We start from the raw sequence: 24,162 nt of genomic DNA on the forward strand, positions 1-24,162 counted from the left end.
GTGCGTACGTCGTCGATGTCGATACCGCGCAGACCGAAGGCCTCGGGGAAGGTCGGGTGGATGGTCCCGGAGGCTTTAGAGGGCCGGCGCGTTCTTCGCGCGGCAACACTCCCGGTCGTAATCGTGATCCTGACGGGACGGCCAGAAAGGCTCGAGGTCGCTGCGACCTGACGAGGTGTGCGAATGGCTGGCCATGGCCCCATTCAAGCAGATGTCACCTCTCCGGGGCAGGCTCCGTCTCACACCGTGGATCGAAATCTCACATTTCGAGCCCACCCCCCAGTCAATCCGGGACAAAAGCCAACTCCCCGGCGGCCTCAGGGGAGACGCAGTCGCTGCCAACCCGGGCCGACGTCCCAGCCCTTCTCCTGGCGGGCCCAGCGCGCCATGACCTCCACCACCTCGGCCGCCGCGGGCAGATGCACCTGGAAGTGGCGCTCCGCCGACCCGTCCCGGTGCTCCAACTGGTAGTCGTCGCCCTCGTCGTGCCAGACCTGTATGTAGACGTCCGGCTCCTCGACGATCCGCTCGACGATGACGAAGCGGTCCCCGTCCGCGCCGATGCGCTCCACGAGTTCGGACAGCACGCCGAGCGCGGGGCGTTCGTAGGACTCGCCGCGCTCCGTCTGGATCTTGATCGCCAACATGGCCACACCGTGCCACACGCCACTGACAACGCCCGCCGGACCATGAGGTCGGGCGGGCGTCGGGCGGGCGGGCCGGGTGGGGCGGGCGTGGTCCTAGACCAGGCCCTCCTTCTCCAGGCCGGTGCAGCAGGTGTCCGTGATGAGGCGGGTCACCACGTACGGGTCCACGTTCGCGTTCGGACGGCGGTCCTCGATGTAGCCCTTGCCGTCCTTCTCCACCTGCCACGGGATACGGACCGAGGCGCCGCGGTCCGAGACGCCGTAGCTGAACTCGTTCCAGGGGGCGGTCTCGTGCAGACCCGTCAGGCGCTCGTCGATGCCGGCGCCGTAGTTCTTCACGTGGTCGAGCGGCTTGCTGCCCTCGCCCAGGGCCTCGCACGCGGTGATGATCGCGCGGTAGTCCTCGCGCATCGCCTTCGTCGAGAAGTTGGTGTGCGCACCCGCGCCGTTCCAGTCGCCCTTGACCGGCTTCGGGTTCAGCGTCGCGGAGACGTTGAAGTCCTCGGCGGTGCGGTAGAGCAGCCAGCGCGCGATCCACAGCTGGTCGGAGACCTCCAGCGGGCCGACGGGGCCGACCTGGAACTCCCACTGCCCGGGCATGACCTCGGCGTTGATGCCGGAGATGCTCAGGCCCGCCGCGAGGCAGTGGTCCAGGTGCTTCTCGACGATGTCGCGGCCGAAGATCTCGTCCGAGCCGACACCGCAGTAGTAGCCGCCCTGCGCCGCCGGGAAGCCGTTCACGGGGAAGCCGAGCGGGCGGGTGCCGTCGAAGAACGTGTACTCCTGCTCGATGCCGAAGATCGGCTCCTGGCCGGCGAACTTCTCGGCGACCGGACGCAGCAGCGCGCGCGTGTTCGACTCGTGCGGGGTCATGTCGATGTTCAGGACCTCGCACATCACGAGGACGTTGTCGCCGCCGCGGATCGGGTCCGGGCACGAGAACACCGGGTTGAGCACGCGGTCGGAGGCGTGGCCCTCGGCCTGGTTCGTGCTCGATCCGTCGAAGCCCCAGATCGGCAGCGCGTCGCCGTCCCCGAGGATCTTCGTCTTGGAGCGAAGCTTCGCCGTCGGCTCGGTGCCGTCGATCCAGATGTACTCAGCCTTGTAGCTCACGGGCCCCATCCTCAGACTCTGCGGGTGCTGCTGGTCGCTGCTTCATCGCTGCGGTGATGACCGCAGCGTGCCCGCCCGCGATTTCTCTTCCGTTGCCCGTGTGTGAACCCCGTGTTACCGAGGTTTGCACCGCAGGTCGGGCGGGTTGTGCGGGTTGGTGGCGGCGCGCCCGTCCAGGTGGGGCAGACTGGCCGCGTGAGCATTTCGTCTGATTTGAACTCCGCCGAGGGCCCCGTCGAGAGCACCGCCGACCGTGCCGCCGATCAGGCCCCCGCAGGCCGCCGCCCCCGGGTCGGGCTGCTGGGCACCGGCCCCTGGGCGCACCGCACCCACGCCCCCGCCCTCGCCGCCCACCCCGGCTCCGAATTCGCCGGCGTGTGGGGCCGCCGGCCCGAAGCGGCCGCCGAACTGGCCCACGAGTACGGCGTGAAGGTGTACGAAGACCCCGACGAGCTCTTCGCCGAATGCGACGCCGTGGCCTTCGCCCTGCCGCCCGACATCCAGGCCCCGATGGCCGTCCGCGCCGCGGCCGCCGGATGCCACCTGCTCCTCGACAAGCCCGTCGCCACCACCGTGGAAGATGCCCGCGCCCTCGCCGAAGCCGTCGCGCGCCACCGGGTCGCCTCCGTCGTCTTCCTCACCCTGCGCTTCGCCGAGCCCACCGCCGGCTGGGTCGAGGAGCAGGCCGCGCGCTCCGGATGGTTCACGGCCGCCGCCCACTGGCTCGGCGCCGTCTTCCCGCCCGACGGCACGCCCAGCGCCTACGCCGACTCGCCCTGGCGCAAGGCCAAGGGCGGGCTGTGGGACGTCGGCCCGCACGCCCTCTCCGTCCTGATCCCGGTCCTCGGCGAGGTCACCGAGGTCAGCGCCACCCGGGGCCCCGCCGACGTCGTCCAACTGGCACTCCGGCACACCTCGGGCGCGGCCAGCACCGCTGTGCTCAGCCTGGGCGCGCCGCGCGCGGCCGCCGGAGTGGGTCTGGAACTGCGCGGCACCGAGGGCGTGCACGAACTGCCCGGCTGGAGCGACGTACCGGGCGCCTACGGACGCGCCCTGGACGCGCTGCTCACCGCGGCCCGGACGGGGGTGCCGGATCCGCGCGGGGTGGAGTTCGGGGCCCGGCTCACGGAGATCCTGGCGGAGGCCGAGGCGCAGCTCGCTACTTGATCACGGCGTTCGCGACGATGATGGCAAGGCCGATCGTCGCGTCGGCCATGCCGATCAACAGGGCGGAGCCGATCCGGTAGCCCACGCGGAGCGCGACGAGCGAGCCCCACGCGAACAGCAGGGCGGTGTTCAGCCCCAGCCCGACGGCGGTCACCTCGTACGAGTCCCAGTGGAAGAGCCCGGCGCCGAGCAGCAGCAGGACGGTGGGGAGGGTGGCCACGATCAGTGGCCACTCGTTCCACAGGGCCAGGGCCAGCATCCGCCACCGGTGCCCGGCGGACTCCTGCCGGTGGTCCGCCATGTGGTGCGAGTACCCGTGCGCGAGCCCGGCGGTGGCGCCCGTCACGAACACCCAGCTCGCGTCGTAGAACGGGGTGAATGCCTCCCCCTCCTGACCGAGCGCGGCCAGCAACGCACTGGCCAGAACGGTCCCGTACACCCCACCGAACATCCAGTCGGCCCCCCGCCGTCCGGGCCGGGAGCCCGACCGGCCGGGGAAGGCCGACTGGGCTGGCTGGGCCGACTGGCCTTGCGGATGCGGATGCGGATGCGGCTCGGGCTGAGGCTGCTGCTCGTTCACAGGTGTCCTTTGGTGCGATTCGTCCTCTTTGATACCCCGGCCACCCTACGGGGGCGGGGGGTGGGGGCGAGATGAAGAGGCGGGGCGACCTGCTCGGGGCGGCCTTGGGGGACCGGCCCGACACGGAGAGACGATGAGACTGACGGGAAACCCCCATACGCATCTCTGACTACCGCCCAGGTGGATCCCGCATACCGAAGCCGCCGCCCCGGGTGCTGGCTCCGCCCCCCCCGAAGCCCCCGCCCCCCAAGCCGCCCGCGACACCGACAAGAATGCGCGGGCGCTTCTGGCGAAGATCGACATCGGTTCGTCGGGCCGTGCTCGGTGAGGATGGAGGCAGGGCCCGTCCCGGGCGAGACCGGGCGCGATTCGGCCTCGTCTCCGGCGAAGCCACCGGCCGGCAGGAAACCGTCGATCACGATCCCCGCACACGAAGGACCCCGCCAGTGAGCCTCCGCGAGATCAAGCCCGGCAACCGCGGCTACCTGTACGTCAACAGCCACCCGACCGGCTGCCGAGCAGTGGTCGACCGCATGTGGGAGCAGGCGCCGGAGCCGGCCGGCGACCGGCCCGGTCCGGTGGCCCTCGTCATCGGTTCGAGCGCCGGCTACGGACTGGCCGCGACCCTGGTCGGCCTGCGCGCCCACCGGATGCGAGGGCTCGGCATCGCCTTCGAGGCCGCCGAGACCGAGCGCCGCACCGCCGGCGCGGGCTGGTACCGCACCGCGCGGACCGCCGAACTCGCCGCCGGGGCCGGCGCCGACTTCACCTTCCTCAACGGCGACGCCTTCTCCGACGCCGTGAAGGACGAGGCCGCAGGCCGGCTCGCCGCCCGCTTCGGCAAGGTCGACCTGCTCATCTACAGCATCGCGGCCCCGCGTCGCACGGACCCGCTGACCGGCGAGGTCCACCACTCGGTCATCAAGCCGCTCGGCACCGACTACCGGGCCAAGACCCTCGTGTTCGAGGAAGGCGTCCCGCAGGTCGGCGAGTTGCACCTGCAGGCTGCGGACGAGGCGGAGCGCGACGCGACCGTGCAGGTCATGGGCGGCGCCGACTGGCAGATGTGGATCGACGCCCTGCAGTCCAAGGACCTGCTCGCCGACGGCTTCCGGACCGTCGCCCTCTCGTACGTCGGCTCCGACATCACCGCCCCCATCTACCGGGCCGGAACCATCGGCGCCGCCAAGCAGGACCTGGAGGACACCGCGCGCGCCATCAACACCCGGCTCAAGGGCACGGGTCACGCCCACACCGTCGTCGCGGGCGCGGCCGTCACCCAGGCCTCCACCGCCATCCCGAGCATCGCGCTCTACACCGGCATCCTTCACCGCGTCACCGGTGACCGCTGGCAGGGCACCGTCGACCAGGCGGCGGACCTGTGGAGCCGGCTCTCCGGTGACGCCGGGCTCGGCCTGGACGACCAGGACCGCATCCGGCTGGACGACTGGGAGATGGATCCCGGGGTTCAGGCCGCCGTCCGCGCCACGTGGGACCAGGTCGACTCGGACACCATCGCCACCGGCGCGGACACCCGTTGGTTCCGCGAACAGGTCGGCCGGCTCTACGGCTGGGACGTTCCCGGCGTCGACTACGGGGTCGAGGCCGAGACCACTGTCCCGTGGCCCGCCGACGTCCGAACCACCACCTCCGCCAGTGCCCCCAGCGCACGGGTGAACGCAGTGTCCGAGGGCGCCGCGTAGCCGACCACCAGGCCCTCGAGGGGTGGGGTCGGGGCGGCCGGGTGGCGGTAGGACGAGAGGCCGTCCAGGGCCAGGCCCGCGGCGTGGGCCGCCGCGAGGGCCCGGGCCTCGTGGCCCGGCGGGAGTTCCAGGACGGCGTGGAGCCCGGCCGAGATGCCGGTCACCCGGACCTCCGGGGCGCGTGCCGCCAGTACGGTGACCAGCTGGTCGCGGCGGTCCCGGTAGCGCAGCCGCATCCGGCGGACGTGGCGGTCGTACGCCCCGCACTCGATGAAGTCGGCCAGCGCCAGCTGGTCCAGCGCGCTCGCCCAGGACTCCCGCAGACCCTTCGCGGCCAGGACCTGGTCGCGGAGGTGGTCCGGGAGGACCAGCCAGCCCAGGCGCAGCGCGGGGGAGAGGCTCTTGCTCAGCGAGCCCGCGTACACCACGTGTTCGGGGGCCAGTCCCTGCAAAGCGCCTACGGGTTTGCGGTCGTAGCGGAACTCCCCGTCGTAGTCGTCCTCCACGATCACGCCACCGGCCGCGCGGGCCCATTCCACCGCGGCGGCGCGCCGCGCGGGCAGCAGGCGGGCGCCGGTCGGGAACTGGTGCGCCGGCGTGAGCAGCAACGTACGGACCCGGGCGGGGAGTTCCTCCCCCGGCCTCCGGCCGGGAGATACCCCCAGCCGGGCGCCGTCCTCGTCGACCGCGACGGGGTGCGGGCGGACGCCGGCGGTCCGGAGGATGCCGTGGTGGAAGGGGAGCCCGTACGCCTCGAGGGCCCAGTCGCGGGGCCGGACGGAGGCCAGGAGACGCAGTCCGTTGGCGAAGCCCGAGCAGATCACGATGTTCTCGGGGGTGCAGCGCACGCCCCGGGCCCGTGCGAGGTAGCCGGCGAGGGCCCGCCGCAGTTCGGGGCGGCCCTGCGGGTCGCCCGGGCCGAAGGCCTCGGTGGGCGCCTGGGCCAGGGCCCGGCGGGCGCTGGCCGCCCAGGGGCTCCGGGGGAAGGAGGCGGGGTCGGGTTTGCCCTGGAGCAGGTCGTGGCGCAGCCGCGCCGGCGCGGGTCCGGCCGCGGCGGCCGGGACACCGGTGGCCGCGACTCCCTCGGCGACCCGGGTGCCGGATCCCTGGCGGGCCGTGAACCAGCCCTCGGCGACCAGTTCGGCGTACGCGTCGGCGACGGCGTTGCGTGCCAGTCCGAGGTCCGCGGCCAGGGTCCGGTACGGCGGCAGCCGGGTGCCGCCGGCCAGTCGCCCGCTGCGTACGGCGCCCCGCAGGGCCTGGGCGAGGGCGGTCCGCCGGGCGCCCTCGGCGGGGAGGTCGAGGTGCAGGTCTGTGCCGCCCGGGTCGGGGGTGGTCATGGGCGCGGCTCCGTGGCGAAGACGGCGTGGGTGGCCGTCAGGAAGCGGCGTACGGTCTCCCGTTCGGCGGGATCGAAGGAGTCGAGCACCTGGAGCACCCCGTCGATCAGCGGCCCGAAGAAGTCTCGGCCCAGGCGGATCGCCGCCGGCTCCACGCGCAGCAGGATCCGGCGCCGGTCGTGGTCGTCGCGGACCCGTGCCACGTGGCCGAGCCGCTCGAGGCGGTCGATCACGGCGGTGGTGCCGGCGGAGTTGAGGCCGAGCCGGGTGCCGAGCAGGCCCGCGGTGGCCGCTTCGCCCGCGCGGGCCGCGTCCAGCAGGCAGATCAGGGCGCGTACGTCGGTGGGGTGCATGCCGTTGCGCGCGGCGAAGTCCGCCTGGCGCAGGCCGAACTCGACGGTCACCGCCCTCAGCAGGTGCACCAGCCGGAGGTTGTCCGGCTCCCGGTCCACCGCGTCGTTCACTTCGTCGTGCACATCGACTCCTGTCCGGCCCCCGCCCAGAATGCCTTGCTGAGCGATATTATCGCTCAGCGAGATATTGGCCGAGGCATTGGAGCGGGACATGCCCCGAACGTCTTCCACGTCTTCTTCCACGTCTTCCACGGCTTCCTTCCGTGCCGCCTACGACGCCGCGCTCGGCCAGTGGCCCGGCCCCGTCGAGGCCGTCGACCTGCCCACCCCCTTCGGGCTCACGCGCGTCAACCGCTGCGGCCCCGCCGGCGCCCCGCCGCTGGTGCTGCTGCCCGGCGGTGGGGCCACCTCCACCGTGTGGGGGGCCTGCGCCGCCGCCGGGGCGGCCCGCACCCACCGCGTGCACGCCGTGGACCTGGTCGGGGACCCCGGGCTCAGTGTCCCGGCGCCCGGGCGGGCGGTCAGGGCCGTCGGGGACCTGGTCGGCTGGCTCGACGCGGTCCTCGACGCCGTCGTCGACGATCTCCACTACGGGCCCGGACCACAGGAGCCGGTGACCCTCGGCGGGCACTCGTACGGGGCCTGGATCGCGGCCCACTACGCCGCCCGGCGTCCGGCCCGGCTCGGGCGCCTCGTGCTGCTCGACCCGACCCAGGTCTTCGCCGGGCTGCGCCCCGGCTACGTCCTGCGCGCGCTGCCCGTGCTGGTGCGGCCCACCCCGGAGCGGATCCGTTCCTTCCTCACCTGGGAGACCCGCGGGGCCGCGCTCGAACCGGCCTGGCTGCGGCTGCAGGAGGAGAGCGCCCGCTTCCCGGGCGTTCGGCCGGTCACCGGGCCGCGTCCGGACCTGGCCGGGCTCGCGGGCCCGCGGGTCGACGTCCTCTTCGCCGAGCGGTCCCGCTGTCACGACTCCGTCCGCGCGGCCCGCGCCGCGCGCGAGGCGCTGCCGGGCGCGCGCGTCGACGTACTGCCCGGGGTCGCGCACCACGCGCTGCCGCTGACGGCCGCGGCGGAGATCGCCCGACGCGTCTTCTAGGCCTTGCGGGACAGGGCCTCGCGGACGGCCTCCTCGGAGCGGGCGACCACGGCCGTGCCGTCCTCGGCCGTGATGATCGGGCGCTGGATGAGCTTCGGGTGGGCGGCCAGGTGGGCGATCCAGAGCCCGCGTGCCGCGTCGGTCTCCTCGCGCGGCAGCTCCCGTACGCCGGTCTCCTTCGCGAGCGGGTCCGAGGTGCGCGTGATGTCCCACGGCTCCAGCCCGAGGCGGCCGAGCACCTCGCGGATCTCGTCCTCGGAGGGCACGTCCTCCAGGTAGCGGCGCACCGTGTAGTCGGCGCCCTCCGCGTCCAGCAGGGTCAGCGCGCTGCGGCAGTTGGAACATGCGGGATTGATCCAGATCTCCATGGCGCGAACCCTACCCAGAGCCGGTCTGGCCAGGGTCTTCTGTCAGTGGTCCCCGGTAAAATCGAGGGAGAACGACAGGAAGCCAACTACCGTTTGGGAGGCTGTAGATGGCCACTGCCACCACCGTCCGGCACGTCAAGAAGAAGCCGCTGCCGGCGGGCCTGCCCCGCGAGTGGTACGAGAGCCACAACCGCCGTCTGAAGGCGATGCGGCTGGCCATATCCCTGCTCGATTCGGGGACGTACGACGCCCGGCGCGCCACCAACCGGAAGATCCGGACGATGGCCGTCCGGACGGGGATCCACCGGCCGTCGAACGTCACCTGCAAGATGGTGCGCGCGTTCATCATGGAGTCGTAGGCACAGGGGCCGGCCGCCCTACGCGGCGGCCGGATCCTCTCCGTCCAGCGAGAGCAGCAGCAGGGCCACGTCGTCGTGCGGACCGCCGTCCGTGAAGGCCGCGAGGTCCCGCCACACCGCCCCGACCAGGCCCGCCGGGTCCCGCGCCAGTACGGGCACCCGGTCGGCCAGCGGGTAGAAGTGCCCCGTCGCGTCCCGGGCCTCCGTCACGCCGTCGGTGTGCAGCAGCAGCTGGTCCCCGGGGCGCACCGGCAGCTCCGTCACCCTCAGCGGGGTCGGGCCGGCGAGGCCCAGGCCCAGCGGTGGTCCCGGATCCACGGCCACCTCCTCGACCACCCGGCCGCGCATCCGCAGAGCCGGCGGATGCCCGCACGACACGATCCGTACGCGGTCCAGCCCGGGCGGGAACTCCAGCAGCACCGCCGTCGCGAACAGCTCCGGATGTTCGACGGAGGTGGCCGCCGCGTCCGCCACCAGGCGCCGGTCCAGCCGCGCCGCGACCGCCGCCAGCCCGGCGTCGTCGATCACGGCCTCGCGGAAGGCCCCGAGCAGCGCCGCCACCGTGCCGACCGCGGCCAGGCCGTGCCCCTGCACGTCCCCGACCAGCGCCCGCACCCCGTACGGCCCGGCCCGTACGTCGTACAGGTCGCCGCCGACCAGCGTGCCGTGCTGCGCCGCCCGGTAGAGGCCCGAGCAGCGCACCGGACCCACCCGCTCCGGTACTGGTGGGAGGACGGCGAGCTGGGCCGCCTCCGCCACCGTCCGTACGCTGACCAGCTGCGCGTCCCGGCGCTGGCGGACCCAGGCGATCACCACGCTGAGCACGCCGACGACGGCCACCGTGGCCAGGTCCGTTCCCCGGGCGTGGGCGACACCGAGCTCGTGCACGCCCAGCAGCAGCAGGACGATGGCGGCGAAGACCGCGGTCCCGGCCGCCCCGTACGCGAAGGCGGCCACCGGGGGCAGGCCGGCCAGGAAGAACCCGAGCTCCACATCGCCCGGGGTGATCGCCTGGGCCAGGACCAGCACGACCAGGGCGACCGCGGGCGCGATCCGGGCCCAGCGCGGCGGCGGCTCGCCGCGCAGCCAGCCCGTCTCCTGACGTCGGCGTCTCACTACTCCACCCTGGTACGGGGGCGGGGCCCGCGCACCCCGGACCGGTCCGCCGGGTGGCCCCGTGTGCCCCGGGCCGCGACAGTGGTGGCGTGACGGCGAGCGAAGGCGCGGGCGAAGGCACGGGCAAACGGCCGACCCGGGCGCACATCGAGGCGCACGGCGCGGGCGGCGGGACGCAGAGCGCGGAGATCAGCACACGGCTCAACTGGCTGCGCGCGGGAGTGCTCGGTGCCAACGACGGGATCATCTCCACCGCGGGCCTGGTGGTCGGCGTGGCGGGGGCCACCACCTCGCGCTCGGCGATCCTGGCGGCGGGTGTCGCCGGGCTGCTGGCGGGCTCGCTGTCGATGGCGGCGGGGGAGTACGTCTCCGTCAGCTCCCAGCGGGACTCCGAGCGGGCCGCGCTCGACCTGGAACGCCGGGAACTGGCCGAGGAGCCGGCGGCGGAGCTCGACGAGCTGACCGACCTGCTGGCCGAGCGGGGGCTCAGCCGGGACGTGGCGCGGGAGGCCGCGGAGCAGCTGACGGAACGGGACGCGCTGCGGGCCCACGCCCGGGTGGAGCTCGGGATCAACCCGGACGAGCTGGCCAACCCGTGGCACGCGGCCTTCGCGAGCCTCGTCGCCTTCACGGTGGGGGCGCTGCTCCCGTTGCTGGCGATCATCCTGCCGGGGCCGTCGGCGCGGGTGCCGGTGACGGTGGTCGCGGTGCTGGCGGCGCTCACGCTGTGCGGGGTGATCAGTGCGCGGCTGGGTGGGGCGCCTGTGCCGAGGGCGGTCGCCCGCAATGTCCTGGGCGGCGCCCTGGCGATGGCGGTCACCTACACGGTGGGCACCTGGCTCGGCACGACCGCCTGACCGGGGGCCGGTTTTTCAGCCCCGCCGGCGATTGAGGCGCGGGCGCGGAGCGCCGTGTGGTGACGTCCGCGGACGGCGCGCCCCCAAACCCGGCCGAGCAAGCGCAGCGACCCGGCAGGATGGGGGCATGCGGATTGCTGTCACCGGGGCGACCGGGCTCATCGGAAGTGCACTCGTGCGGTCCCTGCGGGCGGACGGGCACGAGGTGGTGCGGTTCGTGCGGCGGGAGCCGGTCGGGGCGGACGAGGTGCGGTGGGATCCCGCGCGCGGCCACGTCGACCCGGCCGGGCTCGCCGGCTGCGGAGCCGTCGTGCACCTGGCCGGCGCCGGGGTCGGGGACCACCGGTGGACGGCCGCGTACAAGAGGGAGATCCGCGACAGCCGGGTGCTCGGCACCGCCGCGCTCGCGAACGCCCTCGCCGCCCTCGACGAGCCGCCCGCGGTCCTGGTCAGCGGTTCCGCCGTCGGCTACTACGGGGACACCGGCGACCGGCCCGTCGACGAGGGCGCCCCGGCCGGGCACGGTTTCCTGCCCTCGGTCTGCGTGGAGTGGGAGGCGGCGGCCGCCGCCGCCCAGGAGGCCGGGATCCGGACGGCGTTCGCCCGTACCGGTCTGGTCGTCGCCCGTGAGGGCGGGGCCTGGGGGCGGATGTTCCCCCTCTTCCGGGCCGGTCTCGGCGGCCGGCTCGGCAACGGCCGCCAGTACTGGTCGTACATCTCGCTCCGGGACGAGGTCGCGGCCCTGCGGCACATCATCGACACCCCCCGGCTGTCCGGCCCGGTCAACCTCACCGCACCGGAGCCGCTGACCAACCGCCAGGTCACCGAGGCCATGGCCCGGGTGCTGCACCGGCCCGCGCTGCTGCCCGTACCGGCCGTGGCGCTGCGCGTCGCGCTGGGGGAGTTCGCCGAGGACGTGCTGGGCAGTCAGCGGGCCCGGCCCGCGCGGCTGCTGGAGTCCGGCTTCGTCTTCCGCGACCCGGGCATCGAGCAGGCGCTCCGCGCCGCGCTGTCCTCCACGTGAGAGCTCCCTGATAGCTCCCCGGAGCTATCAGGGAGCACCCCGAGATCCGTGTGCGACCACCGTGCGACCGTTTGTGACCCGTATGCGACCGTCGTGCGACCGGAGTTGACCGCAATACCACACCGAACTCGGGTTCCCCTTTAACCGGTTGGGGGAAGGAGGATCCCCACACAGCCGCGCCGACCTCGGGGAGGGGCACGTGCTCAGCAGCGCACACCATGCCGCACACCATGCGGACGTCGTCATCGTAGGAGCCGGAGTCTCAGGACTCGCGGCAGCGCAGCACCTGATCGCAGCAGGAGTCACGGTCACCGTCCTGGAGGCCGCGGACGACCCCGGCGGGCGGATGGCCACGGAGTCCGCCGACGGGTTCCGGCTGGACCGGATCGGCCAGTTGCTCAACACCTCGTACACGGAGCTCGAACGCACCCCCGGTCTGCAGGACCTGACCCTGCGACCGTTCACACCGGGAGTCCTCGTCCACACCGACGGGAAACAGCTGCGGGTCGGGGTCCTCACCCCGGCCCGGGCCCTGGCCAGCGGCTCCCTCGACCAGGCCCGGATCAGCGCCGCCCTCGGCCGGCTCGCCACGCTGCCCGAGGAGAAGCTGCTCGCCCGGCCCGAACGCACGGCGTACGCCGCCCTGCGCTCCCGCGGGCTGCCGCCGCGCACCCTGCACGGGGCGCTCCGCCCGCTCCTGGCCACCCTGCTGCGCGACCCGGAACTCACCACCTCCAGCCGGGTCGCCGACCTGGCCCTGCGCACCTTCGCCCGCGGCCGGCTCGCCGTGCCCGAGGGCGGCGCGGCGGCCCTGCCGGACCTGCTCGCCGCCGCCCTGCCGCCCGGCACCGTACGCACCGGGGTCCGGGTCCGGTCGGTGGCGACCAACCTGGTCACCACCGAGGAGCACGGCGACTTCCGCTGCCGCTCCGTCCTCCTGGCCACCGGAGCGCGGGCCGCCGCCGAGCTGTTGCCCGGCCTGCGCGTGCCCGCCTTCCACGAGGTCACCGTCCTGCACCACGCCACCGACGCACCCCTGTCCCGGGACGGCTCGCTGCTCCTGGACGGGGACCCCAGGTGGCCCGTCGCCCACACGGCCGTGATGAGCGCGGTCGACCCGACCAGGGCCCCGGCCGGCCGGAGCCTGGTCACCACCACCGTGCTCGGCCCGCCGCCGCCCGCGCGCTCGGTCGCCTCCCGGCTGGCCCGGCTCTACGACACCCCCACCCGCGAGTGGGAGCTGCTGGCCGTCCACCACACCCCGGAGGCGGTCCCCGCGATGCCCCCGCCCTACGACCTGCGGCGTCCGGTACGGGTACTGGCCGGGCTGTACGTGTGCGGTGACCACCGCGACACCAACACCGTCCAGGGGGCCCTGCACTCGGCCCGCCGCGCCGCCGGCGCCGTCCTGCGCGACTTCGGCATCCCGCTCCCGGTCGTCCCGGAGCCCGCGCTTCCGGTGGCGGCCTGAGAACCACAGACGCCCCCAGGGGCCCGGTCCCGCCACGGGACCGGGCCCCTGCTGCGCGCCCGCTCAGGACAGGGCCGCCACCCGGTCCCGGTAGGTCCGCACGGCCGAGGCGTCCCGGTACGGCTCCAGCCGCCGCTCGAAGTCCCGTACGTACTCCACCGCGCGCACCGACCGCATCTCCATCGCCTGCTGCGCCGCTTCCGCGCCCAGCGCGCACGCCTGGTCCAGCTCGCCCAGCCCCAGCCGGGCCGTGGCCAGCACCACCCGGCAGAACAGCCGGGACCGCGCGTACCCGGGCGCCCGCAGCTGCAGGGACCGCTCCGCGTGCTGCGCCGAGGCCCGGTACTGCTGGAGGTCCCGGTGGCAGTGCCCGAACTCGTCCGCCAGCTGTGCCTCGTCGTAGAACCGGGCCCAGTGCGGTACGTCGTCCCCCGGCCGGGCCGCGCCCAGCGCCCGCTCGGCCCGCACCAGGGAGGCGGTCGACGCGCGGACCTCGCCGAGGACCGCGTGTCCGCGCGCCTCGGCCGAGTGGAGCAGCGCCTGGACCACCGGCGGCGGCCCGGAGCCGACGCCCTGCTGGGCCACCCGGGCCAGCTGGACGGCCTCGCGTCCGTGGCCGAGGTAGACCGCCTGGCGGCTCATGGTGACGAGCACGTACGAGCCGTACGGGCGGTCCGCGGCCGCCTGCGCGAGCCGCAGCGCCTGCACGAAGTACCGCTGGGCCAGCCCGTGCGCGGCGATGTCGTACGAGGTCCAGCCCGCGAGCCGGGTCAGATCGGCGGCGGCCGAGAACAGCCGCCGCCCGGTGGTCTCCCCGTAGGTCCCGCGGAGCATCGGCTCGGCCTCGTGCTCCAGGTAGCGCACCAGGGCCTGCCGGGCGTGCCCGCCGCCGTAGGCCTGGTCCAGGGTCCGGAACAGCTCGCTCACCGATCTCAGCGCTGCGATGTCCCCGCCGGTCACGCGCTGCCCGGGGCCGCGGTCGATCTGCCGCTGCCGGGGCACCGAGGCCCGCCCCTGCAGCGGGACGCGGGCCGCCGAGGGCTCCGTGCCCCGGCCGACCCGCTCGTCGGCCCGCCCGATGAGCCAGTCGCGGCTGGGCACGACCAGCCCGGCCGGGGTGAAGGCGATCTTCCGGAGCTCGGCGTGCGAGCCGGAGTCCTTGCGCCACAGCCCGCTCGCGATGTCGACGGCCTCCTCGGGGGTGGCCGCGAACTCCAGGCCCGCGTAGACGGGCGCACAGGCGTCCAGGCCCAGGTCCTGGGCGGAGAGCCGCCGTCCGAGGCGGCGCGTGAACACCTCGGCGATCAGCGCGGGGGTGGTGCCGCGTGGCTGCTGCCCGCGCAGCCATCTGGTCACCGAGGTTTTGTCGTACCGCAGATCGAGACCGTGTTCCAGGCCGAGCTGGTCGACACGGCGGGCGAGCCCGGCGTTGGAGAACCCGGCTTCCGCGATCAGCGCCGCGAGCTGCCGGTTGGGGACGCGCTGGGCAGGTCGTTCCGTCATCGGCTCCACGGTCTCCTGACGTGACGGACCGGGGTCCCGGCCCTGTGAACGGCGTGAATGTAGCGGCGAACTCCGCCGATGCCGCCCTCTCTGCCCTACATTCATCCGATCGTGTGCAGAATGCGTAGGGCCCTTTACGGACCGGACCCCTCCGCCCGCGTACGCTGCGGCCCATGACCCCTCGGCCCCACGGGGCGCACCTCCCCGAGGAGCGAACCGAATCCACAGCCCCCCTGTCCCCGCCCGAACTGACCGAGGCGGAGTGCCGGCGCTGCGGCACCTACATCGCGGGGCTCGACGGCCGGTACGCGTGCGGGGTGTGCGGCTGGGTCAACGACCACTCGGAGGGCCACCGGCGCCTGCCGCGCGCCGACGAGGACCCGGACCGGCCCAAGGGACGGCGCCGGCCGAAGCAGCTGCCGTGGCCCCCGGTGGAGCCCGCGCCGGGTCCCTGAAGGGCCCCCGGAGGCGGTTCGAAGGGGGCCTGATGGGGCCCGGACGGGCCGCCGTACCCTTGGCTCGGTGAGGTACGTGCACACAGCAGGTTCAATGAGGAGGCGCTGCGGTGGCTGAGCTTGGGTTTGTCCATCTGGGCTTCGGGCCGGAATCCGTCGAGTACACCCGGGCCTGGGAAGAGCAGCGCAGGGTGCACGCCGCCCGCTTCGCGGACGAGATCGAGGACACCTGCCTGCTGCTGGAGCACCTGCCGGTCTACACGGCCGGCCGGCGCACCGACCCCAGCGAGCGCCCGCTCGACGGCACCCCCGTCGTCGACGTGGACCGCGGCGGCAAGATCACCTGGCACGGCCCGGGCCAGCTGGTCGGCTACCCGATCATGAAGCTGCCCCGCCCGGTCGACGTGGTCGCACACGTCCGCCGCCTCGAAGAGGCCCTGATCCGCACCGCCGCCGAGTTCGGCGTGGAGACCACCCGGGTCGAGGGCCGCTCCGGCGTCTGGGTCCTGGGCGACCCGGTCGAGGAGCGCCCCGCGATCGGCGGCCTCTCCCTGGAGTTCGACCCCCGGCTGCACGACGAGGAGTTCGACGCGCGGCTGAACGGCCCCGAGTACGCCCCGTCCAACGCCGGCCAGCGCCGCGAGGACCGCAAGCTCGCCGCCATCGGCATCCGGGTCGCCAAGGGCGTCACGATGCACGGCTTCGCGATCAACGTGAACCCGGACAGCACCTGGTTCGACCGGATCATCCCGTGCGGGATCCGGGACGCCGGTGTGACCTCGCTCTCCTACGAGCTGGGTCGCGAGATCACCATCGCCGAGGTGCTGCCGGTGGCCGAGCGCCACCTGAAGGCCGTACTGGAGCACGCCGAGCTGCGCCCCCGCGAAATCGAGCCGGTCGCAGGCGCCTAGCCGTCGGGAATGCGGCCGGTCGCTCGCAGGTTGGCCGACGTAAGAGCGTACGAAATTACGGGCGTACCCTGGTGGGCGCCCGAACAATCGAAGTCACAGGGAGCCGGTCGTGTCCGCAGTCGCACCCGACGGACGCAAGATGCTGCGCCTGGAGGTCCGTAACGCCCAGACCCCCATCGAGCGCAAGCCCGAGTGGATCAAGACCCGGGCGAAGATGGGTCCCGAGTACACCAAGATGCAGGCCCTGGTGAAGGGCGAAGGACTGCACACGGTGTGCCAGGAAGCCGGTTGTCCGAACATTTACGAATGCTGGGAGGACCGCGAGGCCACCTTCCTCATCGGTGGTGACCAGTGCACCCGGCGTTGTGACTTCTGCCAGATCGACACGGGCAAGCCCGAGGCGCTGGACCGTGACGAGCCGCGGCGCGTCGGCGAGTCCGTGGTCACGATGGACCTGAACTACGCCACCATCACGGGCGTCGCGCGCGACGACCTGGCCGACGGCGGCGCCTGGCTGTACGCGGAGACCGTGCGCCAGATCCACCAGCAGACGGCGGGCCGCGAGACCGGCCACACCAAGGTCGAGCTGCTGGCCCCCGACTTCAACGCGGTCCCGGAGCTGCTGGAGGAGGTCTTCGCCTCCCGCCCCGAGGTCTTCGCGCACAACGTCGAGACGGTGCCGCGGATCTTCAAGCGGATCCGCCCCGGCTTCCGCTACGAGCGCTCGCTCGAGGTGATCACCAAGGCCCGCGCCTACGGCCTGGTGACCAAGTCGAACCTGATCCTCGGCATGGGCGAGGAGCGCGAGGAGGTCTCGCAGGCCCTGAAGGACCTGCACGAGGCCGGCTGCGAGCTCATCACCATCACCCAGTACCTGCGGCCCTCGCCGCGGCACCACCCCGTCGAGCGCTGGGTGAAGCCGGCCGAGTTCGTGGAGCTGGCGAAGGAGGCCGAGGAGATCGGCTACTCCGGCGTGATGTCCGGCCCGCTGGTCCGGTCCTCGTACCGGGCGGGCCGCCTGTACCAGCAGGCGATGGAGAAGCGCGCGACTGTCTGACTCGCTTGCGACGAACGTGTGAAGTCGCGCACAAAACATTACTAACGAGTAATACCGCATCGACGCGGCCCCTAGGCTCTTTTTCGAAGAAGAGTCCGGCGGGCCGCGTCAGTGTTTGCAACGTGTACATCACATTTGACCGACCGGTCACGCCCTGGTAACACCAGTCAGTGACGCTTGGTCCACGCACCGCACACAGCGCTCGCATCACGCCGAGGCGAGCATCGTGAAAGGGATCGACATCATGCAGGCCGCGCCCGTACGCGCCATTGCCATCCCGACGCTCTCCGACGCCTTCCGGGGCATCGAGTCCCTGCTGATGAGCGGGGCCCGCCGCAACGCCTGGACGGCGGTCCTGGAGGACCGCAAGCGGGCCAAGGATCGGGTCGAAACCGAACATGTACTTGAGGCTGCGGCTACCCGAACCCCGCAGGCCACGTAAACTTCGCTGTATGGCGAGGAAGTCAAACGCAGAGACTGCTGCGAACCCCGGGCGACTGAAGCAGATCGCCCTGACGTACAAGATGACGCGCAAGGCCGACCCGAAGGTCGGTCTGATCGTCGCGGGCGTGGGAATCGTCACCTTCGGTGTCTTTCTCGCGATCGGCTTCCTGATCGGGCACGAGCTCTACCTGGGCATCCTGGGATTCCTGGTGGCGTTCCTCGCGATGGCGATCGTCTTCGGACGACGGGCCGAGCGGGCCGCCTTCGGGCAGATGGAAGGACAGCCGGGAGCGGCCGCGGCCGTACTGGACAACGTGGGACGGGGCTGGACGACCACCCCGGCCGTCGCGATGACCCGACAGCAGGACATCGTCCACCGGGCCGTCGGCAAGGCCGGCGTCGTGCTGATCGCCGAGGGCAACCCGAACCGCGTGAAGCCGCTGCTCGCGAACGAGAAGAAGAAGCTGGCCCGGATCATGCCGGACGTGCCGGTCCACGACTTCATCGTGGGCACGGGCGAGGGCGAGGTGCCGCTCAAGAAGGTGCGCACCACCCTGCTCAAGCTGCCGCGCGTGCTGGCCGGACCGCAGATCACCGAGGTCAACGACAAGCTGCGTGCCATGGGTGACCTCATGAGCAACATGCCGCTGCCGAAGGGCCCCATGCCGAAGGGCATGAAGATGCCGCGCGGCGGAAAGATGCGCTGACCCGGTCACCTGATTTTCGTATACGACACAGGGGTGCCCCCCGAGCCCGCGGGCTCGGGGGGCACCCCTGTGTCGTATGTCCGGGTCTTCGTCCTAGATGCGGACCTGGACCGCGCGGGCCAGCCGGTCGTGCAGGCCGCGGCCGTCCCGGTCCCAGATCAGCGCCGGGACGACCAGGGCCAGCAGTACCGTGCGCAGGACCACCCGGACGATGCCGAGGCGGTCACCGGCCTCCGAGACCACCCGGAGGCCGAGGATCCGCTTGCCGGGGGTGAAGCCCACGGTGCCGACCGTCAGGATGGTGAGGGCCACGAAGAGCCCAAGGGTCCAGTTGCCCGCCGCGGCCAGGTTGCCGCCGGTGATCAGCCCGTAGGCAATCAGCTGGCAGCCGATCCAGTCGATCGCGACGGCGCCGAGCCGGCGCCCGAACCGCGCCACCGAGCCGGGCCCCTGCTGGGGCAGGCCGAGTTGCTGGCCCGGATAGCCGAAGTCGACGCCCATGTCCTCGGCGGCCGCGCGGGGGCCGGAGAGCCAGGATCCGATTGCCTGTCTGTTGTCCACCCGAACACGGTACCCGTGGCGCCGCACGGCCCTCCGCCCGGACCCTGGTTAACTTGTGCGAAACAAATGGGTCATGCTTGGGAAATCCCGTCTGCTTATGGTCGGGTCAGCGTGCGGCACCGCACTGACGCACCACGAGCTATAAAGCCCGTCCCTGCCCCGGGGCCGGGAGTAGGAGGAGTTGGATGTTCAAGAACGCCGACGAAGTGACGCAGTACATCAAGGAGAACGACGTCAAGTTCGTTGACGTCCGCTTCTGCGACCTGCCTGGTGTGATGCAGCACTTCACCATCCCGGGGCGCGCGTTCGACCCGAACGAGGAGCTGGCCTTCGACGGCTCCTCGATCCGCGGCTTCCAGGCGATCCACGAGTCCGACATGGCGCTGCGTGCCGACATCAGCACCGCGCGTCTGGACCCGTTCCGCAAGGACAAGACGCTCAACATCAACTTCTTCATCCACGACCCGATCACGGGCGAGGCCTACAGCCGCGACCCGCGCAACATCGCGAAGAAGGCCGAGGCGTACCTCGCCTCCACCGGCATCGCCGACACCGCGTTCTTCGGCCCCGAGGCCGAGTTCTACGTGTTCGACAGCGTGCGCTTCGCGACCTCCGCGAACGAGAGCTTCTACCACATCGACTCCGAGGCCGGTGCCTGGAACACGGGCTCCGAGGAGAACAACCGTGGTTACAAGGTCCGCTACAAGGGTGGTTACTTCCCCGTAGCCCCGGTCGACCACTTCGCCGACCTGCGCGCCGAGATCTCCCTGGAGCTCGACGCCCAGGGCCTCCAGGTCGAGCGCCAGCACCACGAGGTCGGCACCGGCGGCCAGGCCGAGATCAACTACAAGTTCAACACGCTGCTCGCCGCGGCCGACGACCTGATGCTCTTCAAGTACATCGTGAAGAACGTCGCCTGGCGCAACGGCAAGACCGCGACCTTCATGCCGAAGCCGATCTTCGGTGACAACGGCTCTGGCATGCACGTGCACCAGTCGCTGTGGGCGAACGGCGACCCGCTGTTCTACGACGAGGCCGGCTACGCGGGCCTGTCGGACACCGCGCGCTACTACATCGGCGGCATCCTCAAGCACGCCCCGTCGCTGCTGGCGTTCACCAACCCGACGGTGAACTCCTACCACCGCCTGGTCCCGGGCTTCGAGGCGCCGGTCAACATGGTGTACTCGCAGCGCAACCGCTCCGCCGCCATGCGCATCCCGATCACGGGCTCGAACCCGAAGGCCAAGCGCGTCGAGTTCCGCGCCCCGGACCCGTCGTCCAACCCGTACCTCGCCTTCTCGGCGCTGCTGCTCGCGGGCCTCGACGGCATCAAGAACAAGATCGAGCCGATGGAGCCGATCGACAAGGACCTCTACGAGCTCTCGCCCGACGAGCACGCGAGCGTCCCGCAGGTCCCGACCAGCCTCGAGGACGTCCTCAAGGCCCTGGAGGAGGACCACGAGTACCTCCTGGCCGGCGGTGTCTTCACCCCCGACCTGATCGAGACCTGGATCGACTACAAGCGCACGCACGAGATCGCCCCGATCGCGCTGCGCCCGCACCCGCACGAGTTCGAGCTGTACTTCGACCTCTAGAAATGCCTGATGGGAGGCCCCCTGTCACTCTCCACGGAGAGCGGCAGGGGGCCTTTCCGCTTTGACAGGGCCGCATGGGCGAGTGAGGGTGGAAATGACCTAAAAGCCTCATAAGCGAGACATGTGCGGAGGTGCATGAGAATGCGCCGTAAGATCGTTGCGGCAGCCATGACGGGCGCCGCGGGAATCGCGATAGGTCTGCTGCCCGTCGCCGGCGCCTCGGCCTCGGTCGTCACGGGTAGTGGCGGCGGTGGCGGGAACGGCGGCTACGACTGCTACCGGTACCCCTCGAACCGCTCCGACGCCCGGTGGAACTGGTGCTGCGACCGCGACTGGCGCGACCGTCCGAGCTGGTGCTGGGACCAGGGCGGTGTCGGCGGATACAACGACAACTGGCGCGACAACAACTACTGGCGCGACGCCAGCTGGCGTGACTCGAACTGGTCGAACTGGAACGACTCCGGCCGCGGTGGCAACGGTGACTGGGGCAACCACAACGACTGGGGCAACGGTCGTGGCGGCAACGGTGACTGGGGCAACGGCAACGGTGACTGGGGCGGCGGTCGCGGCGGTGACGGCGGCAACGGCGGCGGCAACTGGGGTGGCGGCGGCGGGAACGGCGGCGACGGCGGCGGCAACTGGGGCGGCGGTGGCGGCGACGGTGGCGGCGGCAACTGGAATGGCGGAGGCGGCGGCGGGGGTGGCGGCGACGGCGGCGACGGCGGCGGCGGCTGGGGTGGCCGCTGAACCCCACGGGAAACCCAGGGCCTCGGGCCCGACCGACGATGCCTCTGCTCCGGACCTCAGTCCAGGAGCAGGGGCATCGCCCCTGTGAGGTCCCGCAGGCAGCGGACCGCGAGTTCCGCGGGGGAGCCGGGACCCGAGACCGGGGCGTCCGTCGTCGACCACAGCTCCAGCGAGACGCGGATCGCGTCCGTGGCCGCCGCCGCGAGCAGCCGTACCTCCAGGGCGTCGGCCTCCGGGCCCACCAGGCGGGTGATCACCGGGACCAGGTTCTCCTCGGAGTCCTGGTTCACGCGGTACCAGACCGCGCGCAGGGCCTGGTCGTCCGCAGCCGCGCGCAGCAGGCCGCGGGTCACCTCCAGGCCCTCCTCGACCGCCTGCTGTCCGCTCAGCGACCGGGTCACCGCGCGCTCCAGCGCCTCGCCCAGCGGTGTGCCGGGATCCTCCTCGGCGAGCAGTGCGCGCCAGGCGTCGCCGCCGCCCGCCAGCAGCGGGGCCACGGCTTCCTGCTTGTTGCGGAAGTAGCGGTAGAAGGTGCGCAGAGCCACCCCCGCGCGGTGGGCGATGTCCTCGGCGGTGGTGCCGTCGGGGCCGTGCTCGGCGAACAGTTCGCAGGCCGCGCGGGCGATGTCGAGCTGGGTGGCGGCCTTGCGGCGCTCGGTCAGCGACTGGGCTCCGGGGCCGGCCTGGGGAGAGTACGGACGAGGGGATCTCACGGTTGAAGCGTACCTTCCGTCCACCTCGGAAATTACGTTCTTTGTCATCATGGCAAAACGTGTCATGCCTTCGGTACGCTCGCGCCATGAACCGTTACGAAGGACGTCGCGTCCTCATCACCGGCGGTGGTTCCGGCATCGGCCGGGCCACCGTCCACCGCATCCTCGCCGAGGGCGGCCGGGTCCACACCGTGGACGTCGACGAGGCCGGCCTGAAGGCCACCGCCGACCGGGCAGCCGCCGACGGCCACGCGGACCGGCTCACCACCGCGCTCCTCGACATATCCGACGAGAACGCGGTCAAGGAGGGTGTGGCCGCCGCGGTCGACGCCCTCGGCGGGATCGACGTACTCGTCAACGCCGCCGGGATCCTGCGCTCCGCGCACACCCACCTGACCACGCTCGACCTGTGGAACCAGGTCATCGGGGTCAACCTGACCGGCACCTTCCTGATGATCCGCGAGTCCCTCCCGGCGCTGCTCGCCGGCGACCGGCCGGCCGTCGTGAACTTCAGCTCCACCTCGGCGTCCTTCGCCCACCCCTACATGTCCGCCTACGCGGCCAGCAAGGGCGGCATCCAGTCCATGACCCACGCGCTGGCCGCCGAGTACAGCAAGCAGGGACTGCGGTTCGTCAGCGTCGCACCCGGCTCCATCGAGAGCGGGATGACCACCGGCAACGGCCCCGGCCTGCCGGAGGACACCGACTGGTCCCTCTTCACCAAGCTCGCCCCGGCCCTCGGCCAGGGCTTCGCAGGCCCGCAGACCGTCGCCGGCGTCGTCGCCATGCTGGGTTCCGAGGACGGTGCGTTCATCACCGGCACGGAGATCCGCATCGACGGCGGCACGCACTACTGATCAGACGACGGCACGCGCTGTACTGATCAGGCGCGGAACCGGTCCCACAGCCGGGGGAAGCGCTCCGCGAGCACGGCTTCGTTCTCGAAGTCCAGCGGGGCGCCCTCCGGCTCCGCCGCCTGCAGCGGGATACCCAGATCGGGCGCCACCGCCCCGGTCAGCTGCTCGTACGCCTCGTCGGCCGCGTACCCAAGCTCCTCGCCGTCCCCGTCGATCTCCTCGTCGAAGTCGCCCAGGAGCTCCGCCAGCTGGTCGGGATCGTGCACCCCGCCCTCGAACACCTCCCGCCCCTGGCCGATGAGCCAGCAGCGGAAGTAGTCGAAGGCGTCGTCGCTCGCCCCGTCGAGCAGCACCCAGGCCGCGCCCCACAGGTCCCAGGTGTACGCCCGGTTGTACCGGGACTCGAAGTGCCGGGCGAAGTCCAGGACGGAGTCCGGATCGAGCTGTGCGAGCCGCTCGACGAGCAGCTCGGCGTGTTCCTCGGGGTCGCCGTCGGCGGCCTCGCGGGAACGGTCCACGATCTCCCAGAACTCCGTCTCGTCCATCACCGCTCCAGCATCACGGGTTCACCCCGCCGCCGCCACCGCGTGTGCGTCGAAGGGCTGGTTCCGTCCTTCCGGGTTCCGGGCGCGCCGCGCTGCCGCGGCCCCATACTCGACGGCAGGGCACGGCGGGGCGGGAGGGGCCCTGGGACGGCAGGCCACGGAGAACGCGGTCCGGGTGCTGACCGAGGCGGACCGGGCCCGGGCCGAGGCCTGCGAGCTCCGCGCACAGGCGGACCGGGCCCGGGCCGAGGCCTGCGAGCTCCGCGCACAGGCGGACCGGGCCCGGGCCGAGGCCCTGAGGGACGCCGAGGCCGCCGCCGGCCTGCGTGCCTGGGCCCTGGAGACGGACCGGGCCGCGCGCAGGACCCAGGAGGAGGCGGCAGCCCGGCTCCGGGAGGTCGACTTCGTCCACGAGGAGGCCCGGGTGCTGGCGACCCGGGCCGCCACCGCTCTGGCGGAGGAGCTCCGAGAACGCCGGGACAGGGCGGCGCGGGACCTCGCGCAGTGGGAGGCGGAGGCCGAAGAACGCGTCGCGCAGGCGGAGGAGTACGCACAGGGGTGCTGGCTGGAGGCGGAGCGGGCCCTGGAGGACGCGGACGAGCAGGCCCGTTTCGTCATCGCCGATGCCCGCAAGTGGGCCGCCGGCCTGGTGGCCGAGGCGCGCGCGGACGCCGAACGGCTGCGGGAGGAGACCGCATGGCAGCTCGACGCGGAGCGGGCCGACCTGAGCCGGCACCTGGAAACCGTGCTCAGGCGGCTCGGTCGGCCCGGGGCCCGAGCCGTCGCCGGCCCGGCCGGGGCGGCAAGGGCGGCGGAAAAGCCGGGAGGCGGCCCGCCCCCGTAGGGGTGGACCGCCTCCCGGCAGGACGCGGA

Annotated in this window: 27 protein-coding genes; 16 read left to right on the top strand and 11 right to left on the bottom strand. The window is 72.6% G+C overall.

Going from position 1 to position 24,162, the window contains the following annotated elements; translation table 11 throughout:
- Positions 1–317 precede the first annotated feature (317 nt).
- Both OG373_RS27500 and glnII read right to left on the bottom strand, forming a co-directional pair.
- Positions 318–647: a hypothetical protein gene (locus tag OG373_RS27500; RefSeq protein ID WP_397728338.1), complete on the bottom strand. Its 330-nt coding sequence runs from the start codon at positions 645–647 to the stop codon at positions 318–320.
- A gap of 93 nt (positions 648–740) precedes the next feature.
- On the bottom strand, positions 741–1,760 hold the full coding sequence (gene glnII, locus OG373_RS27505) for a glutamine synthetase (protein ID WP_397728337.1): 1,020 nt from the start codon (positions 1,758–1,760) through the stop codon (positions 741–743).
- 195 nt (positions 1,761–1,955) lie between these two features.
- Here glnII and OG373_RS27510 point away from each other — a divergent pair, with 195 nt between their 5' ends.
- Positions 1,956–2,927, top strand: a complete 972-nt coding sequence (locus tag OG373_RS27510; RefSeq protein ID WP_405440981.1) for a Gfo/Idh/MocA family protein — start codon at positions 1,956–1,958, stop codon at positions 2,925–2,927.
- Here OG373_RS27510 and OG373_RS27515 read toward each other — a convergent pair.
- Positions 2,920–3,366, bottom strand: coding sequence for a hypothetical protein (locus OG373_RS27515; RefSeq protein ID WP_405440983.1), 447 nt, complete (start codon positions 3,364–3,366; stop codon positions 2,920–2,922). The genes OG373_RS27510 and OG373_RS27515 overlap by 8 nt on opposite strands.
- A 587-nt stretch (positions 3,367–3,953) precedes the next feature.
- Here OG373_RS27515 and fabV point away from each other — a divergent pair.
- The gene (gene fabV / locus OG373_RS27520) at positions 3,954–5,210 is read left to right on the top strand and encodes an enoyl-[acyl-carrier-protein] reductase FabV (protein WP_405440984.1); all 1,257 of its coding nucleotides are present in this window, start codon (positions 3,954–3,956) and stop codon (positions 5,208–5,210) included.
- Here fabV and OG373_RS27525 read toward each other — a convergent pair.
- On the bottom strand, positions 5,099–6,550 hold the full coding sequence (locus OG373_RS27525; RefSeq protein ID WP_405440985.1) for a PLP-dependent aminotransferase family protein: 1,452 nt from the start codon (positions 6,548–6,550) through the stop codon (positions 5,099–5,101). The genes fabV and OG373_RS27525 overlap by 112 nt on opposite strands.
- The gene (locus OG373_RS27530; RefSeq protein WP_405440987.1) at positions 6,547–7,026 is read right to left on the bottom strand and encodes a MarR family transcriptional regulator; all 480 of its coding nucleotides are present in this window, start codon (positions 7,024–7,026) and stop codon (positions 6,547–6,549) included. The genes OG373_RS27525 and OG373_RS27530 overlap by 4 nt, the downstream gene beginning before the upstream one ends.
- Before the next feature lie 88 nt (positions 7,027–7,114).
- On the opposite strand from OG373_RS27530, the gene OG373_RS27535 reads away from it, so the two are divergent.
- A complete protein-coding gene (locus tag OG373_RS27535; RefSeq protein WP_405440988.1) occupies positions 7,115–7,999 on the top strand; it encodes an alpha/beta fold hydrolase in 885 nt (294 codons plus the stop codon).
- Here OG373_RS27535 and OG373_RS27540 read toward each other — a convergent pair.
- A complete protein-coding gene (locus OG373_RS27540; RefSeq protein ID WP_405440990.1) occupies positions 7,996–8,367 on the bottom strand; it encodes an ArsC/Spx/MgsR family protein in 372 nt (123 codons plus the stop codon). The genes OG373_RS27535 and OG373_RS27540 overlap by 4 nt on opposite strands.
- 107 nt (positions 8,368–8,474) lie before the next feature.
- On the opposite strand from OG373_RS27540, the gene OG373_RS27545 reads away from it, so the two are divergent.
- Positions 8,475–8,726, top strand: a complete 252-nt coding sequence (locus OG373_RS27545; protein WP_405440992.1) for a hypothetical protein — start codon at positions 8,475–8,477, stop codon at positions 8,724–8,726.
- A gap of 18 nt (positions 8,727–8,744) precedes the next feature.
- On the opposite strand, the gene OG373_RS27550 is transcribed toward OG373_RS27545, so the two are convergent.
- Entirely contained in the window at positions 8,745–9,842 is a 1,098-nt protein-coding gene (locus OG373_RS27550; protein ID WP_405440994.1) for a PP2C family protein-serine/threonine phosphatase, read from the bottom strand.
- Positions 9,843–9,931: 89 nt separating this feature from the next.
- Here OG373_RS27550 and OG373_RS27555 point away from each other — a divergent pair, with 89 nt between their 5' ends.
- The 3 genes from OG373_RS27555 (at position 9,932) to OG373_RS27565 (ending at position 13,194) form a co-directional block, all read left to right on the top strand.
- On the top strand, positions 9,932–10,699 hold the full coding sequence (locus OG373_RS27555) for a VIT family protein (RefSeq protein WP_405440995.1): 768 nt from the start codon (positions 9,932–9,934) through the stop codon (positions 10,697–10,699).
- 127 nt (positions 10,700–10,826) lie between these two features.
- Positions 10,827–11,723 carry a TIGR01777 family oxidoreductase gene (locus OG373_RS27560; RefSeq protein WP_405440997.1) on the top strand — a complete coding sequence of 299 codons (897 nt, stop codon included), beginning with the start codon at positions 10,827–10,829 and terminating at the stop codon, positions 11,721–11,723.
- A gap of 199 nt (positions 11,724–11,922) precedes the next feature.
- Positions 11,923–13,194 (top strand): NAD(P)/FAD-dependent oxidoreductase, encoded by a 1,272-nt coding sequence (locus OG373_RS27565; protein WP_405440999.1) that lies wholly within the window; start codon positions 11,923–11,925, stop codon positions 13,192–13,194.
- Between the two features lie 63 nt (positions 13,195–13,257).
- Here the strand turns inward: OG373_RS27565 and OG373_RS27570 are convergent, their stop codons facing one another.
- Complete coding sequence (locus OG373_RS27570) at positions 13,258–14,697, bottom strand: regulator (protein ID WP_405441000.1); 1,440 nt, start codon at positions 14,695–14,697, stop codon at positions 13,258–13,260.
- Positions 14,698–14,870: 173 nt separating this feature from the next.
- On the opposite strand from OG373_RS27570, the gene OG373_RS27575 reads away from it, so the two are divergent.
- From OG373_RS27575 to OG373_RS27595, 5 genes are all read left to right on the top strand, one after another.
- Entirely contained in the window at positions 14,871–15,152 is a 282-nt protein-coding gene (locus tag OG373_RS27575; RefSeq protein WP_397739754.1) for a hypothetical protein, read from the top strand.
- 110 nt (positions 15,153–15,262) lie between these two features.
- Positions 15,263–16,063, top strand: coding sequence for a lipoyl(octanoyl) transferase LipB (gene lipB, locus OG373_RS27580; protein ID WP_405441001.1), 801 nt, complete (start codon positions 15,263–15,265; stop codon positions 16,061–16,063).
- 109 nt (positions 16,064–16,172) lie between these two features.
- On the top strand, positions 16,173–17,120 hold the full coding sequence (gene lipA / locus OG373_RS27585) for a lipoyl synthase (protein ID WP_405441003.1): 948 nt from the start codon (positions 16,173–16,175) through the stop codon (positions 17,118–17,120).
- 244 nt (positions 17,121–17,364) lie between these two features.
- Entirely contained in the window at positions 17,365–17,562 is a 198-nt protein-coding gene (locus OG373_RS27590; RefSeq protein WP_030010916.1) for a hypothetical protein, read from the top strand.
- A 10-nt stretch (positions 17,563–17,572) separates the two neighbouring features.
- A complete protein-coding gene (locus tag OG373_RS27595) occupies positions 17,573–18,271 on the top strand; it encodes a DUF4191 domain-containing protein (RefSeq protein WP_397739759.1) in 699 nt (232 codons plus the stop codon).
- A gap of 93 nt (positions 18,272–18,364) precedes the next feature.
- Here the strand turns inward: OG373_RS27595 and OG373_RS27600 are convergent, their stop codons facing one another.
- Positions 18,365–18,832: an RDD family protein gene (locus OG373_RS27600; RefSeq protein WP_405441005.1), complete on the bottom strand. Its 468-nt coding sequence runs from the start codon at positions 18,830–18,832 to the stop codon at positions 18,365–18,367.
- A 185-nt stretch (positions 18,833–19,017) separates the two neighbouring features.
- Here OG373_RS27600 and glnA point away from each other — a divergent pair, with 185 nt between their 5' ends.
- Both glnA and OG373_RS27610 read left to right on the top strand, forming a co-directional pair.
- Entirely contained in the window at positions 19,018–20,427 is a 1,410-nt protein-coding gene (glnA, locus tag OG373_RS27605) for a type I glutamate--ammonia ligase (protein ID WP_189963674.1), read from the top strand.
- Positions 20,428–20,568: 141 nt separating this feature from the next.
- The gene (locus OG373_RS27610; protein WP_405441007.1) at positions 20,569–21,174 is read left to right on the top strand and encodes a hypothetical protein; all 606 of its coding nucleotides are present in this window, start codon (positions 20,569–20,571) and stop codon (positions 21,172–21,174) included.
- 56 nt (positions 21,175–21,230) lie between these two features.
- Here the strand turns inward: OG373_RS27610 and OG373_RS27615 are convergent, their stop codons facing one another.
- Positions 21,231–21,887 (bottom strand): TetR/AcrR family transcriptional regulator, encoded by a 657-nt coding sequence (locus OG373_RS27615; protein WP_398677465.1) that lies wholly within the window; start codon positions 21,885–21,887, stop codon positions 21,231–21,233.
- Positions 21,888–21,973: 86 nt separating this feature from the next.
- On the opposite strand from OG373_RS27615, the gene OG373_RS27620 reads away from it, so the two are divergent.
- A complete protein-coding gene (locus tag OG373_RS27620; RefSeq protein WP_405441008.1) occupies positions 21,974–22,744 on the top strand; it encodes an SDR family NAD(P)-dependent oxidoreductase in 771 nt (256 codons plus the stop codon).
- A gap of 26 nt (positions 22,745–22,770) precedes the next feature.
- Here the strand turns inward: OG373_RS27620 and OG373_RS27625 are convergent, their stop codons facing one another.
- Positions 22,771–23,289, bottom strand: coding sequence for a DUF4240 domain-containing protein (locus tag OG373_RS27625; RefSeq protein WP_052876275.1), 519 nt, complete (start codon positions 23,287–23,289; stop codon positions 22,771–22,773).
- A 175-nt stretch (positions 23,290–23,464) separates the two neighbouring features.
- On the opposite strand from OG373_RS27625, the gene OG373_RS27630 reads away from it, so the two are divergent.
- A complete protein-coding gene (locus OG373_RS27630; protein WP_405441009.1) occupies positions 23,465–24,133 on the top strand; it encodes a hypothetical protein in 669 nt (222 codons plus the stop codon).
- Positions 24,134–24,162 lie beyond the last annotated feature (29 nt).

This window comes from Streptomyces avidinii (genome assembly GCF_045161815.1).
Classification (GTDB): Bacteria; Actinomycetota; Actinomycetes; order Streptomycetales; family Streptomycetaceae; genus Streptomyces; species Streptomyces avidinii.

Excerpts from the sequence above, each read along its gene's own strand:
- OG373_RS27500 (WP_397728338.1), bottom strand. The coding sequence starts at position 647 with ATGTTGGCGATCAAGATCCAGACGGAGCGCGGCGAGTCCTACGAACGC.
- OG373_RS27525 (WP_405440985.1), bottom strand. The coding sequence starts at position 6,550 with ATGACCACCCCCGACCCGGGCGGCACAGACCTGCACCTCGACCTCCCC.
- OG373_RS27535 (WP_405440988.1), top strand. The coding sequence starts at position 7,115 with ATGCCCCGAACGTCTTCCACGTCTTCTTCCACGTCTTCCACGGCTTCC.
- OG373_RS27540 (WP_405440990.1), bottom strand. The coding sequence starts at position 8,367 with ATGGAGATCTGGATCAATCCCGCATGTTCCAACTGCCGCAGCGCGCTG.
- OG373_RS27545 (WP_405440992.1), top strand. The coding sequence starts at position 8,475 with ATGGCCACTGCCACCACCGTCCGGCACGTCAAGAAGAAGCCGCTGCCG.
- OG373_RS27560 (WP_405440997.1), top strand. The coding sequence starts at position 10,827 with ATGCGGATTGCTGTCACCGGGGCGACCGGGCTCATCGGAAGTGCACTC.
- OG373_RS27570 (WP_405441000.1), bottom strand. The coding sequence starts at position 14,697 with ATGACGGAACGACCTGCCCAGCGCGTCCCCAACCGGCAGCTCGCGGCG.
- OG373_RS27575 (WP_397739754.1), top strand. The coding sequence starts at position 14,871 with ATGACCCCTCGGCCCCACGGGGCGCACCTCCCCGAGGAGCGAACCGAA.
- OG373_RS27590 (WP_030010916.1), top strand. The coding sequence starts at position 17,365 with ATGCAGGCCGCGCCCGTACGCGCCATTGCCATCCCGACGCTCTCCGAC.
- OG373_RS27595 (WP_397739759.1), top strand. The coding sequence starts at position 17,573 with ATGGCGAGGAAGTCAAACGCAGAGACTGCTGCGAACCCCGGGCGACTG.
- glnA (WP_189963674.1), top strand. The coding sequence starts at position 19,018 with ATGTTCAAGAACGCCGACGAAGTGACGCAGTACATCAAGGAGAACGAC.
- OG373_RS27610 (WP_405441007.1), top strand. The coding sequence starts at position 20,569 with ATGCGCCGTAAGATCGTTGCGGCAGCCATGACGGGCGCCGCGGGAATC.
- OG373_RS27620 (WP_405441008.1), top strand. The coding sequence starts at position 21,974 with ATGAACCGTTACGAAGGACGTCGCGTCCTCATCACCGGCGGTGGTTCC.
- OG373_RS27625 (WP_052876275.1), bottom strand. The coding sequence starts at position 23,289 with ATGGACGAGACGGAGTTCTGGGAGATCGTGGACCGTTCCCGCGAGGCC.